General features: G+C 37.6%; 8 protein-coding genes. 4 read left to right on the top strand and 4 right to left on the bottom strand.

What is annotated here, in order from left to right:
* Nucleotides 1–29 precede the first annotated feature (29 nt).
* Nucleotides 30–854, top strand: coding sequence for a hypothetical protein (locus B045_RS0113220; RefSeq protein ID WP_018464745.1), 825 nt, complete (start codon nucleotides 30–32; stop codon nucleotides 852–854).
* 1186 nt (nucleotides 855–2040) lie between these two features.
* Here B045_RS0113220 and B045_RS0113215 read toward each other — a convergent pair.
* The 4 genes from B045_RS0113215 to B045_RS0113200 form a co-directional block, all read right to left on the bottom strand.
* The gene (locus tag B045_RS0113215; protein WP_018464744.1) at nucleotides 2041–4182 is read right to left on the bottom strand and encodes a peptidylprolyl isomerase; all 2142 of its coding nucleotides are present in this window, start codon (nucleotides 4180–4182) and stop codon (nucleotides 2041–2043) included.
* Between the two features lie 138 nt (nucleotides 4183–4320).
* Nucleotides 4321–5595 carry a hemolysin family protein gene (locus B045_RS0113210; protein WP_025883561.1) on the bottom strand — a complete coding sequence of 425 codons (1275 nt, stop codon included), beginning with the start codon at nucleotides 5593–5595 and terminating at the stop codon, nucleotides 4321–4323.
* A 3-nt stretch (nucleotides 5596–5598) separates the two neighbouring features.
* Nucleotides 5599–6276, bottom strand: coding sequence for an LPS export ABC transporter periplasmic protein LptC (locus B045_RS0113205; protein WP_018464742.1), 678 nt, complete (start codon nucleotides 6274–6276; stop codon nucleotides 5599–5601).
* 16 nt (nucleotides 6277–6292) lie between these two features.
* The gene (locus B045_RS0113200) at nucleotides 6293–7594 is read right to left on the bottom strand and encodes a hypothetical protein (protein WP_018464741.1); all 1302 of its coding nucleotides are present in this window, start codon (nucleotides 7592–7594) and stop codon (nucleotides 6293–6295) included.
* An 86-nt stretch (nucleotides 7595–7680) separates the two neighbouring features.
* Here B045_RS0113200 and B045_RS0113195 point away from each other — a divergent pair, with 86 nt between their 5' ends.
* The 3 genes from B045_RS0113195 (at nucleotide 7681) to secA (ending at nucleotide 13730) form a co-directional block, all read left to right on the top strand.
* Complete coding sequence (locus B045_RS0113195) at nucleotides 7681–8889, top strand: Lnb N-terminal periplasmic domain-containing protein (RefSeq protein WP_018464740.1); 1209 nt, start codon at nucleotides 7681–7683, stop codon at nucleotides 8887–8889.
* Nucleotides 8890–8936: 47 nt separating this feature from the next.
* Nucleotides 8937–10274 carry an alkaline phosphatase family protein gene (locus tag B045_RS0113190; protein WP_018464739.1) on the top strand — a complete coding sequence of 446 codons (1338 nt, stop codon included), beginning with the start codon at nucleotides 8937–8939 and terminating at the stop codon, nucleotides 10272–10274.
* Nucleotides 10275–10397: 123 nt separating this feature from the next.
* Complete coding sequence (secA, locus tag B045_RS0113185; RefSeq protein ID WP_025883555.1) at nucleotides 10398–13730, top strand: preprotein translocase subunit SecA; 3333 nt, start codon at nucleotides 10398–10400, stop codon at nucleotides 13728–13730.
* The last annotated feature ends 29 nt before the right edge of the window (nucleotides 13731–13759 follow it).

Below are 13759 nucleotides of genomic sequence, written 5' to 3'. Positions count from 1 at the left end.
TACTTTTGCAGCAAAGATAAATTACACTTATGAAACAGCAAAAAGTTCTAACTTTCAAGACTCTAAATAAGAGCAACGTTTGGGATATACAGGAGAATGATGTCTATAGGATGTGGGAAGCTGCAGAAAAAGAAGCAGACCTAAAGGATAATGTGCGCAGATATACTGACATTATCAGAAGCGCATTCGAAATTGAAGAAATTAAAACAGATAATCCAATCGTTATTTCAAAATATGAGGAACGTGGATTTAGAATAGGTTATGTAAAGGTTGACGAAAACACAAAAATGAAATGGGCTATAAAAAAGCGTCCAATAATGAGAGTCACTGACCTGACCTATGAAAACATTCGCCACATTTCAGCAACAAAGCTACTAGAGGTCATCGACCGTAACTTCGGCGGTGGCTGGGATAGCCTTTCACAAAGCATTCAAGATATTATAGAAAGTGGTTTTGATATCAGCACCACTACATTGCCAAAAGACAGACTTAAGAAAGTCGGCGGAATGTATGACAAGAAAACGAAAGACGGATTTGAAGTGCTTGAAATTCCAAAAGGAAACTGGGTAGAAGCTATTTTTGCTAAGGAAAAACCTGAGTTTGAAAAGCCTAAGACTAAGTTTGATTCAGAAGACGATCTTGAAAAGGAAGAAGAAGAGTTAGAAATTGAAGAAGAGAACGAAAACGAAGATGAGGATGTTGTAGTTGAAGACCATTATAATGATCCTGACGAGGAAGATGATCTCTTTGATGAGGACAAACTTACAGAAGAAAGTTATCGCACAACTTATGATGCTGATCCAGAAGGACTAGACCTTGAGGCAACAGAAGTAACTGATGATGAAGATTTTTAAATAAATATTATATAATCAAAAAGAGTTCATTATTAAATGAACTCTTTTTTTGTGCCGTGATTTTAAGTAAAGTCCAATATATGATTAATATTTAGTATTGCGTATGATAAATTAAATGTTTGGAGCTTAGATTTCTCCATGAGGATTTAATTTTTCAATATTTAGAGTGCCTTCCCTGCATTTTTTGGTATTTTTAGCTACGTTATCTATTTCTACTTATATAATGTACGCGCAGGTACGCGCGCACCTAGGGTTTTAAAAAATATAAGTGTCGAAGTGTCAACTTAATGGATATCAATATTTTATCGACGAATTTGACTGATCAAAGTGACGGTGATCTGACAGTCAAATTTCAAGTTTTGCATGCGTTTCTATATAGAAACGTAACTCTTTCTATACAGAAACGCAAACTTTTCTACGATGTTTTACCTCCTACAGCTTCGTAAAACACACTGCATTTCATTATAGAAAACACTGCAAAACACCAAAAAAAACATCAAATTACTTCGTAAAGTGCAATACAATACGATGAAAATTTTCACCCATATTTTACCGACGAATAACCTTCACTTTATTCTACACGAAAAAGAGTTCTAATAAGTTGATGCTCAATAGATAGACACTTCGACACTTGTTTTTACGAAAAAGTCAGAGTGCGCGTGCGTACATGTACGATCATGTGCCGCTAGAGTAATAATAACTTTGGCTAACAGTCTAACCTAAACCTGATTGCATGGACAAAAATTTTGCAGTATCTTTGCCGAGAATTCAGCGGAATTCTACAGAACTTTTAAACAAACTTGAAAATTCTGATTCTGTTTACTGTATGCATTTACACATCCTCAGTCCCTCTAATGCCGTCAACAGTTCTTTGACAAATTTACTTTCTATCCTTAAAGACACAAAATAACGTAGCTTAATGTAGCTAAATCCTGCAAGCCACGTTTTGTCAAGGTCTCCGTTTATGATTTTTTTGAAGATATCGTAGAAGTTTCGTTGCTAAATAAAAAATGCATAATAGACAGCCTAAATCTACTTAATTCAATAACCTAGAACTAAGTATATGGCATAATCAAAAACAACGCTTATAGTAAACACTATGCTTTATTCAACCAATGGTTTAACTATAAAAAAAGCCCCATCTGAAACAAATCAGATGGGACTAAACTGTATATCCTTCAATAATTTAGAAGAATAAATATCTATTGTCTACAACGTTTGCCTTGATGTAAAGCTCGTTCATGAAGTTTCCAGCATACTGCATTGTCTTCTGACGCAGTTTCTGCTCCATTGTCTTATCATCGAACTTAGCAGCACGATTGACTCTGTTTACAACCTGGAATACATAAACACCGGCATTACCCTTAACAGGCTTACTAGAGAACTTACCTTTTGCAGTAGCAGCAACAGCGCCACTTACAGCAGGTTCACTTGCACCAGTCAAAGAAACAAATACAGGAGCGGCGAAAGTAACCTGACTTACAGTAGCAACACGTGCACCCTTAGCCGTTGCAGCACTAATATTCTTTACTCCATTTGCCTTAGCCATAAGCATCTCAGCTTTTTTATCCTTCAGAACTTCAGCCTTAACCATCTCCTTTACATGAGGATCGTCAAGTGAGCGGTAACCAATTTCATGAATCTTTGTTAGAGCGATGATAAGCAAATGATCATTGTCACCACACTCATACATTGGAGAAATAGCACCTTCCTTAGCATCAAACAACCACTTCAAAGCATCACGTGTTCCGTGAATGTTAGCAAGATAGTGAGTTGATGTTGTTACATCTGAAGCTTCCTGAACTCTATAACCATATTTTGCAGCATTCTTAAGAATGTCACCTGATTTCTGGTTTGCACTAACAAAAGAAGCAAACTTATTATATGCAGAACCGTAAGAATCTCTTGAGAATTCAATATTCTTTTTGATCACGGCAGCTGTATACTTATCAGTCATTCCCTTACGGTCCAAAACCTGAAGAATAATATTGCCCTGAGAAAGAGCAATGTTCTTCGTATCGTTTGCGGCCATCGTGTTAAGACTATTGATATAGTTCTTTGTATCATTGTCCATAGAAGGAGCACTCTGATACTGCTGAGTAGTCATCCATGTTTTCTGACCTTGCTGACGATATTTCTTAGCGATAGCCTCAAAATCAGCACCGTTCTTCAAAGCTGTATAAATAGAATCAGCTGTCTTGTGAGCTGCTGCAGGAGTAGCACCACCAATCTGAATCTGTCTGAACTGAATTGAATCAGGAAGCTGCTGCTTAGCCATAAGACGAACAATATTAAGAGAGTTGTCTGTCTTATCCTCAAATACACCTGTTGTCTGACCAACAGTCATAGTTGCTAGTTTAGCTGCGATATCAGATGGGAACGCTGTTTTACCAACAGGAATACCCAAATAATTGATAGAAGAAGTGCTCTTGCGAACTACAACAGCAGGATCTGTGGCTGTAGCCAATTCCTTAGCATAACCAGTAAACTGATTCTGCAAAGCCATACGATCTGCAGCAGAAGCCTTAACCTGAACATCAACATACTTGATATCTCGGCTCTCAACATACTGTTGGAAACGAGGTTTCAATTCATTGTATTTAGCCTTCAAATCATCATCTGTAATCTTAACCTTATCGTCCTGAATAGTACTATAAGAGAAAGCTGCAAGCTGAATCTGGCTTTCTACATTTTCATCCTTGAAAGCCATCTTTGCCTCAACAGGATTAGAAAGGAAACAATGAGAAAGAAGACCTTGATACTTCTGAGCAAGAGTCTGCTGACGAAGTGTCTTCTCAATGAAAGTCCAATACTTGTAGATTGTCTGATACTGCTCTACAGCCTGTGGGTTTGTATTCTTCTGAGAATCGTACTCAGCAAGGAACTTCTGCAATGCATTTACATCGAAACGTCCTGTCTGCTGATTTACGAAAGGAGTCTGAAGAAGCATTGGGTTTGTACCCTCCTTAAGAATATTCTGCATTTCTGCATCAGTAACCTTAAGTCCAAGCTTCTTAGCTTCATTCTCTACAAGTTTTGACTGAACGTAAGTATTCCAAACCATGTCTTTAACCTGATTCAGTTGTTCGTCGTTAAGAGACTGTGTGCCTTGTTGCATCTTAATAACATCGCTGTACTCATCAACGAGTTTCTGGAAGTCGTTAACATTAACTTTTTCTCCCAGGACTTCACCAACCTGCTGGCGGTCGTTGTTGCGAGAAGACTCACAAGAACGGAAAGCCTCTTCGGCGATGAATGCAAAAAGACCGAAACCGATGATACACATCAGTATGACGCCTCTGCTTCTAATTTTTCCTAATGCTGCCATTACTTTAAATTTGTTTTTATTTTTAGTTATTTTATTTTCTTTACTTTATACTCAAAGTGCCTACAAAAATAACAATAAAATAGCAAACGACCCAATTTTTCATGTAAAATTTGTAGATTAAGGCGCTTTTTCACAGTGTTATCTATTGATATTCAGCCTAACGAGTTCAATCTTTGTCATAGTACCCTTTACGATTTTAAAAGAGAATTCCCCAATTTTCACCACTTCATTAAGTTTGGGGAAGCTCTGATAATGATATAGAATAAAACCACCAACGGTTTTATATTCCTCATTTTCGGGTATTTTTAAGTCAAACATCTCGTTAACTTTTTCAATCTCAAGCCTTGCAGAAAGCACATATTCGTTTTCAGTTATCTTTTGTGCAATATATTTATTACTATCATGTTCGTCCTCGATATCTCCGAAAATTTCTTCAACAATATCTTCAAGCGACACAATACCACTTGTTCCACCAAATTCATCAACAACAATTCCAAGACTTCTCTTATCATGAAGGAAAATTTTCATTAATTTTCGGGCAGTCATTGTTTCTGGCACAAATGGCATTTTGCATATTGACGTATGCCAATCAGCTGTGGTGTTTCGAAACATTTCAGATGAATGTATGTAACCTTCTATGTGGTCGATATCATCATGATAGACAATAATTTTACTATTGCCACTCTCTATGAATTTCTGCATCAAATCTTCTTTAGAACTATCGTATTCCACGGCATTGATTTCTGTTCGTGGAATCATACAATCTCTGACCTTAGTATCGGAGAATTCCAATGCATTCTGAAATATCTTTACCTCGTCTTCAACATCATCATCATTCTTTGCATTGTCTATACTTGACTGAACAAGGTAATCAAGATCAACCTTGGAAAATTCATCTCCACCCTGCTCTTTTTTAAGTTTTACTCCCAAAGCATGTAAAATAGCTTTTGACAGAAATGTAGTAAAACGACTTATAGGCCAAAGCAACACATAAAATAAATAAGCTAAAGGTGAGAAGAATTTCAACAATCTGTTTGGATTACTTTTAAAAAGAGTCTTTGGAAGAAACTCTCCAGTAAACAAAACTATAAGAGTTGACAACACTGTATCGGCAGTAACAGTGAAAGTTGTATCCATTCCAGCAAATATCGTTGTATTAAATAGCTTGGCTATCATTATACCATACACAACTAGAACAATATTATTGCCGACAAGCATCGTACTGACAAAGTCGTTAGGATGCCTATAAAATAAATCTATAATGCGAGTAGATAGGTCATTTTTCTCCTTATCCATCTCAAACAACATTCGATTGCCTGATATAAAGGCAATCTCCATGCCTGAGAAGAATGCAGATAAGAGCATCGTTATAAAGATGCCCATTATTAGCAATATGTCTACATTTTCTGCCATTATTTAATGCATCAAAGGTATTGACGTATTTCTACGTTGCGGTGTTGCAAGCGGATGCTGTGCCTTCATTATTGAATCCTGTGCTTTACGTGCTGAATCTGTATTAGCTCCAGGTGTAGCACTTCCATCATTACTGAAATCATTTTTCACGAATGAACCCTTTGTATTTGTAACAATATATTTTGTCATCTTCTCGTCACTGCGGAAGAAGTTTCCCTGCAGAGTACGTTCCTTTGTTATGAGTTTTGAGAATACGTAAGAATAAAGTTCATGCTTATTTTCATCCCAGAAGAGCTGCTGACTTGAGAAACGTATTCCGTCTTTAGTCAATATTCTGACTCGTGAACGGAGTTCCCATAGTTTTATCTGATCATAATAATAGGCCGTATCACACTGTATATAAGACTGAACATGAAATTTCTCGTCAAACTGCTCAAGAAAGACACCCTTCTTGAACAACCAGCGTGACGGATGAAGATTTGTATTTATCTCCCACTCCTCTGTTATAATTCTATATTTTGCGACTCCCGAATCAGAAATAAGGGTATTAACTCCATAACTTGTCATAACAGCTACAGAATCACGTGCATGAATAGCCGGTGCTGTATGCTCATGCTGCTCCTCGCATGAAACGAAGAACAGTAATGCCGACAATAATATAATTGATGATATTGATTTCAATTGTGTGTATGGAATTTTACTGAACCTTCCACTTAGCAAACCAACGCTCGTTAAAGGTTAATCCTATATTAATACGAAACGTATTTTCCTTTATGAGTCCAACAGCTTCCTGTCTTGTCCAAGAACCGCTAATATTAAGATAAGAACGATTGTTCCATCCATTGATAATAGGAATTCCGAAACCAGCACTCACTCCGTATTCTTTAGGACCATCCTGTCCATTAATCTTATAATAAGGTGTAGCATAAGATGCACCGATATTGTATCTTACATGATCCATAAAATGGCGTCCATTTTCATTAGGACAGTAAGTAGCTCCAACCGTAAATTTTTGACGGTTCTTATAAACACCATTAACTAGTTCATAGTTTTGCTTACCATCAGTAGTAAGTGTAGACATAGGATAACCTATACCAGTATATTTCATAAGAGAATAATCTACCCCCAACTTAAGTTTGTTAGCATGATTGTACATCAAGCCTGCTCCGTATGTAGAAGGTATTGAAAGTCCGTTAGAAATTGATATTGCTGTAGTATCAGACACACCAGTACTAGAATTTCGAGAAATGATCTGACATTTAGGATTAACACTCAGCTTATGACCATATCCATAAGTAAGACCTAGAGTTAAATTATCATTATGGCTTATCTTTGCTGTATATTGTAAGCCTAAGTCCAGTTTGTAATTATTGACTGTGGCAGTATAATATTTAGAAAGAGTATTGATATAAGCATTGCTATATGAATTAATAACAGAACGATCGTAATTTCCCCACAGATAGCCAATATTAAAACCAAAAGACAATCCCTTCAGAGGTTCCCAGCCTGCACCAACATATACCTGATGAAGACCACCTGTTCCACTATATGTGTTTGTATATGTTGTTGGGCTTGAAGATGCATCTAGTTTACCCGTAGAAGAATAATTGTAGCCAATATTAGTATAAGGCAGAACACCAAAGCTAACACCCAAACACTTTGCAAGATGGAATCCTGCAACGACATAGTCAAGATCAGCATTGCTGGCGTTCTTCTTAACTCCATTTTCCTGGAAATTAGTTACTTGTCCAGAGAATCCCACATCAAAAACGAAAGATAAGGAATCTATTGACGCATATGAAGCTGGGTTAAGAGTATTTATCTGATTATGCTCATGAAAACCTAAGCCCAGACCGCTCATACTTCGGCTGAACCCAGTTCCATTATCAGATAAAACACCAAGACCATACTGGCTATATGGTGAATTCGTGCCACTTTGGGCTAAAGCTGTTGATGAAAATAAAGCCATCAAAGCAGCGCACAATATTAGTTTTTTCATATTTTTCTAAATAATCGCTTGCAAAATTATCAAAAAAAATAGAAATAAATGCACGTTAAGTCAGAAATATAAGTTATTTTTGCATCGTGAAACGTTTTAAATATATTTTTATAAGCTCATTGGTTGTTTTTTTACTGTCTTTAACAAGTAATGTTAAAGCACAGCAATATTCTAATAACAATAAAAACGACTCTATACAAATAAGTCTATTGACTTGTGGACCAGGTGAGGAAGTTTATTCTCTCTACGGACACACAGCTATAAGGTTTCATGACTTAAAGAATAATCAGGATCTAGTGATTAACTATGGTATGTTTTCTTTTAGTCAAAGATTTTTCATTCTTCGTTTCGTATTCGGACTTACAGATTATGAAATGGGCATAATGCCTTTTGATGCTTTCATGGAAGAATATAGTAGCGAAGGAAGATGGGTAAAAGAACAGATTCTGAATATCCCATTGCAAGACAAAATGAGAATTGCAATGGCATTAGAAAAGAATAACTTACCCGAAAATAGAACTTACAGATATAACTATTTCTATGATAATTGTACTACCAGAGCTCGTGATATTTTAATCAACAACATTAGCGAGAAAGTAGAAACACAAGTAAATCAGAAAGTTAACAGTTCTTACCGCAAAGAAATTCACAAATGGAATGGAGATCACTGTTGGGCACGTTGGGGAAACGATTTGCTACTTGGAGTGAATGCAGATAGAAGTATTAATGGAAAAAAACAACAATTTCTTCCAGATAATCTTAGTAAAGACTGGAAAACTGCAAAAATAAAATATGCAGATGGAAAGGTTTACCGTTTCATTAGCAACGAACATTATCTAATTGGAAAGAACACATCTTTTGCTGATTATAATACAGTAGGCTCAAACATTTTTAATCCATATTCTCTTATAGGTGTAATCATAGTGATTATGCTACTAACAAGCTGGAAAAAGACAAAATATCCTATTCTATATAAAATAGTAATGTGGGGTGTATGGCTTATAACAGGACTATGTGGAATAATAATAACAGCAATGATATTCAGCCAGCACCCAACGGTGAGTCTGAATTTACAGATATTACTTCTTAATCCTCTCAACCTAGGAATGCTTGTTCCTGCATTGGCCCGCAATAAAAAGTATAATTTGACAATACTTACTTGTTTGGTGTTGTTCATTTTCGGAGGGATTATACAGAGCTATGCTGACGGTTTGGAATATTTGGCATTTATTTTGCTTATTGTATCCCAACATGATTTATTATCACAATTATTAAAAAATAAGAAACAACTATAGTGAACAGATATATAGCCATACTAATAGCAGCGCTCACATCAGCAGAAATGCAGGCTTTCCAGCTTGCACCACGCCTTGTGGTCAATATTACTATTGACCAACTACGCTCTGACTATGTAGAGGCTTTCTCACCACTATTCAATCAAGATGGCTTTCGAAAACTTATGCAAGAAGGCAAAGTTTACGAAACGGCATCATATCCATTCAAGCCCGTTACACAGCCAGCGGCAATAGCAACAATAGCAACTGGATCAATTCCATATTACCACGGAATAGTTTCACCGCAGTGGCTTGACAGAAATACACTAAGACAGATATATTGTGTTGATGACAATCGATACGGAGATTCACCCGCAAATCTAAAGACATCTACAGTAAGCGATGAAATGAAGATTTCATCAGCAGGTTCAAGTATTGTCTATAGTATTGCAGCCGATAAGAGTTCTGCCATACTGTCAGCAGGGCATGCAGCTGACAACGCAATATGGTTTGACAGTACAAGAAGAAAATGGCAGACCAGTCCATATTACGGTGCATCGCCAAGATGGCTAAACAATGGAATATTTTCACACGATATAAATAACGATGACATTGCGACAAAAGCTAGTGAAATTGTCAACAAGACCTCTATGGGAACTGACGATATCACAGATATGCTTTCAGTAACCTTATCAGCAACATCATCTGATGACGCAGTAGGTAATTGGCAAAACAGGATGCAAAGTGTTTATACCAAACTGGATAACACACTTGGTAACCTTGTTAAATCAATAGAAAAGACAATAGGCAAGGAACATGTTATATTTGTAATTACAAGTACTGGAGCCGAGACTGACGAAGACAACAATTATGCTTTATATAGAGTTCCTACAGGAACATTCTATATAAACAGAACCGCCAATCTTCTAAATGTTTATATTAGCGCAATTTATGGTCAAGGAAATTATGTAGAAGCTGTATTCGGCAATCAGATATTTCTTAATCATAAACTAATAGAACAGAAGCGCCTGAGCCTTCATGATGTTGAAAATAGATGCAAAGAAATAATTTCCCAAAGTGCAGGAGTCTCAAATGTATACACTAGTGAGCAACTACTTGCCGGAGGAAATGATGACATAAAGAAAACACGCAACGCATTCAGCCCGAACATAAGCGGAGACATTGTCATAGATGTGACACCAGGCTGGAAACTTCTAAACGAAAATACACAAGAGACATATACTAGTCGTCTGGCTGTTATCCCCTTCCCTATCATTATATACGGAATGGGCATAAAAGCTGAACGCATTACAACACCCGTAACGGTAGACAGAATTGCGCCTACCATTGCAAAAAGTATTCGCATCAGAGCACCAAACGCATGTGAAAGCATACCTTTATTCTGACAATTTCAGAATAAAGGATAATGGATCGTATCCAAAGTTTTCATAAATAATATGCAGATTACTGATTAATTTTAGTAATTTTGCACCGAATATATCATAAAAAATAATAAAACAAAATAGAATATGAATTTCAACAAATTTTTAAAGTCATTGTTTGGCGATAAATCTGTTCGTGATATGAAGCTCATTCAACCTCTAGTTGAGAAGGTGAAAGAGAGTTATCCAGAAATACAGAAACTGACAAACGACGAATTGCGTGCTAAGACAAAAGAACTACAGCACTACGTACAGAATTCTGCAGAAGAACAGGTAAAACAAATTACCGAACTAAAAGACAAGATTGAAGAGACTCCTATTGACCAACGTGAAGATATCTTCAATCAGATAGATAAGTTGGAAAACGAGATTCTTGAAATATACGAGAAGGCATTAAACGAGGTTATGCCTATAGCTTTCAACATCATTAAAGATACAGCACGTCGTTTCTCTGAAAACGAGGAGACTGTTGTTACAGCTACAGACTTTGACCGTGAGCTTGCATCAAATCCAGCAAATGATTTCGTTACAATTAACGGAGACAAGGCTATTTACCATAATGAATGGACTGCCGGTGGCACGAAAATCAAATGGAACATGGTACACTATGATGTACAGTTGTTTGGTGGTATAGCACTTCATCAAGGTAAGATTGCCGAAATGGCAACTGGTGAAGGTAAGACTCTTGTTGCTACCCTGCCAGTATTCTTGAATGCACTTACAGGTAATGGTGTACACATGGTCACAGTAAATGATTATCTTGCTAAACGTGACTCTGAATGGATGGGCCCTCTCTACATGTTCAACGGTCTTTCTGTTGACTGTATTGACAAACACCAGCCAAACTCAGAAGCTCGTCGTAAGGCTTATCAAGCAGACATCACTTTCGGAACAAACAACGAGTTTGGTTTCGACTACCTTCGCGACAACATGGCATTAAACCCAAGCGACCTTGTACAGCGCAAGCATAATTATGCTATCGTGGATGAGGTTGACTCTGTGCTTATTGATGATGCTCGTACACCTCTTATTATATCAGGTCCTATTCCAAAGGGTGACGATCAGATGTTTGAAGAGTATCAGCCACTTGTTGAGAAACTTTATGAGGTACAGCGCAAACAAGCAACAGAACTTCTTGCTGAAGCAAAGCAAAAGATTACTGATGGACAGAATAAAAATGACAAGCAACTTCTTGAAGAAGGTTTCCTTGCCCTTTACAGATCATATAAGGCTCTTCCTAAGAACAAGCCACTTATCAAGTATCTTTCTGAAGATGGTATAAAAGCAGGAATGCTTAGAACCGAGGAAACATACATGGCAAACAACAACCGTGAAATGCCAAAGGCTATTGCACCTTTGTTTTTCGTGGTTGATGAAAAGCTTAATAGCGCAGATCTTACTGATAAGGGTACAGAATGGCTTGCAAAGCAGACAGGTAACGAATACCTATTCGTATTACCTGATATAACTTCACAGCTTTCTGCACTTGAGAATGAAGATTCTTTATCTGATCAAGAACGTGTTGACAAGAAAGACGAACTCATGGCACACTATGGCGTACAGAGTGAGCGCGTTCATACTCTTCAGCAACTTCTTAAGGCTTACACAATGTTCAATAAAGATGACGAATACGTTGTTATGGACGGTGAGGTTAAGATTGTAGATGAGCAGACTGGTCGTATAATGGATGGCCGACGTTGGAGCGATGGACTTCATCAGGCTATTGAGGCTAAGGAGCATGTTAAGGTTGAAGCAGCTACACAGACTTTCGCAACTATTACATTGCAGAACTACTTCCGTATGTACCACAAACTTTCAGGTATGACCGGTACTGCAAGTACTGAAGCAGGTGAGCTTTGGGATATTTACAAACTTGATGTTGTTGAGATTCCAACAAACCGTCCTATATCACGCCATGACCTTCAAGATAGAGTTTACAAGACAGCACGCGAGAAATATTCTGCCGTAATTGACGAAATTGAAGAGATGAGAAATACAGGTCGTCCTGTTCTTGTAGGTACAACATCTGTTGAAATCAGTGAATTGTTGAGTAAGATGCTTAACATGCGTAAGATTCCTCACAACGTACTTAATGCAAAACTCCACCAAAAGGAGGCTCAAATTATTACTGAGGCTGGTCGCTCAGAAAACGGACTAGGTGCGGTAACCATTGCTACTAATATGGCTGGTCGTGGTACCGATATTAAACTTACAGAAGAAGTTAAGGCTGCAGGTGGTCTTGCAATTATCGGTACAGAACGTCATGAAAGCCGTCGTGTAGACCGTCAGTTGCGTGGTCGTGCCGGTCGTCAGGGAGATCCTGGTTCTTCTGTATTCTACGTAAGTCTTGAAGATAAGCTTATGCGTCTTTTCGCTTCAGAAAGAATCGCTAAGGTTATGGACAGACTTGGATTTGAAGACGGAGAACGTATTGAAAGTCCAATGATTTCAAAGAGCATTGAACGTGCACAGAAGAAGGTTGAGGAAAACAACTTCGGTATTCGTAAACATCTTCTTGAATATGATGATGTTATGAACAAACAGCGTACTGTAATCTACGAGAAACGTCGCCATGCTCTCATGGGTGAACGTATCGGAATGGATATCACTAACGTTATCTGGGACCGTGTTGTCGGTATTGTTGGTAAAAACGATTATGAAGAAGCCAAAGAAGAATTCATGAAGGTTCTTGCTATGGAAATTCCTTTTGATCAAGATGAATACGAGAACAGCACTAAAGATGCTCTTGAAGAGCGTGCATTCCAATACGCTATGGCTGCATTCAAGCGCCATACTGAAAGAATACAGGCTGACGCCTACCCTATTATTAAGCAGGTTGAGGAAACTCAAGGTACAATGTTTGAACGCATACTTGTTCCTATTACAGACGGAAGAAACATGTATCAGATACCTTGTAACCTTAAGAATGCTTATAAGACTGAAGGTGCAAGTGTCGTAAAGGAATTCGAGAAGACTGTAATGCTTAGAATTATCGACGACAACTGGAAAGAGAATCTAAGACAGCTTGACGAACTCCGCCACAGTGTTCAGAATGCATCATACGAACAGAAAGATCCATTGTTGATTTTCAAACTCGAAAGCGTAAAACTTTGGGATAATATGATTGACGATATGAACAACCGCATCTCTAGCGTATTAATGCGTTGCCAGTTGCCAGTTGTACAAAATGAACTTCATGAGGCTGCACCAGAACAACATTCACAAAGATTTGTTGAACAGAAGGCTTCAGCTGAAGAGGAAATGCGTGCAGCACAGCATGCTGCAGCTAATAGAGACACACGCGAAGGTGGTGAAGTAAATCACACTCCGTATGTTGCTGACAAGACTCCACGTCCAAACGATCCATGTCCATGTGGTTCAGGCAAGAAATTCAAGAATTGCCACGGACGCAATATTTAATAAAATATACTCGAATATAAAAGGCATGA

Source organism: Segatella paludivivens DSM 17968 = JCM 13650 (assembly GCF_000373185.1).
GTDB lineage: Bacteria > Bacteroidota > Bacteroidia > Bacteroidales > Bacteroidaceae > Prevotella > Prevotella paludivivens.
Note: the sequence above shows the minus strand (reverse complement) of the source record. Positions and strands in the feature narration are given on the sequence as shown.

What these genes read in the sequence shown, in the direction of transcription:
- B045_RS0113215 (WP_018464744.1), bottom strand. Translation starts at nt 4,182, where the DNA reads ATGGCAGCATTAGGAAAAATTAGAAGCAGAGGCGTCATACTGATGTGT.
- B045_RS0113190 (WP_018464739.1), top strand. Translation starts at nt 8,937, where the DNA reads ATGCAGGCTTTCCAGCTTGCACCACGCCTTGTGGTCAATATTACTATT.
- B045_RS0113210 (WP_025883561.1), bottom strand. Translation starts at nt 5,595, where the DNA reads ATGGCAGAAAATGTAGACATATTGCTAATAATGGGCATCTTTATAACG.
- secA (WP_025883555.1), top strand. Translation starts at nt 10,398, where the DNA reads ATGAATTTCAACAAATTTTTAAAGTCATTGTTTGGCGATAAATCTGTT.
- B045_RS0113200 (WP_018464741.1), bottom strand. Translation starts at nt 7,594, where the DNA reads ATGAAAAAACTAATATTGTGCGCTGCTTTGATGGCTTTATTTTCATCA.
- B045_RS0113220 (WP_018464745.1), top strand. Translation starts at nt 30, where the DNA reads ATGAAACAGCAAAAAGTTCTAACTTTCAAGACTCTAAATAAGAGCAAC.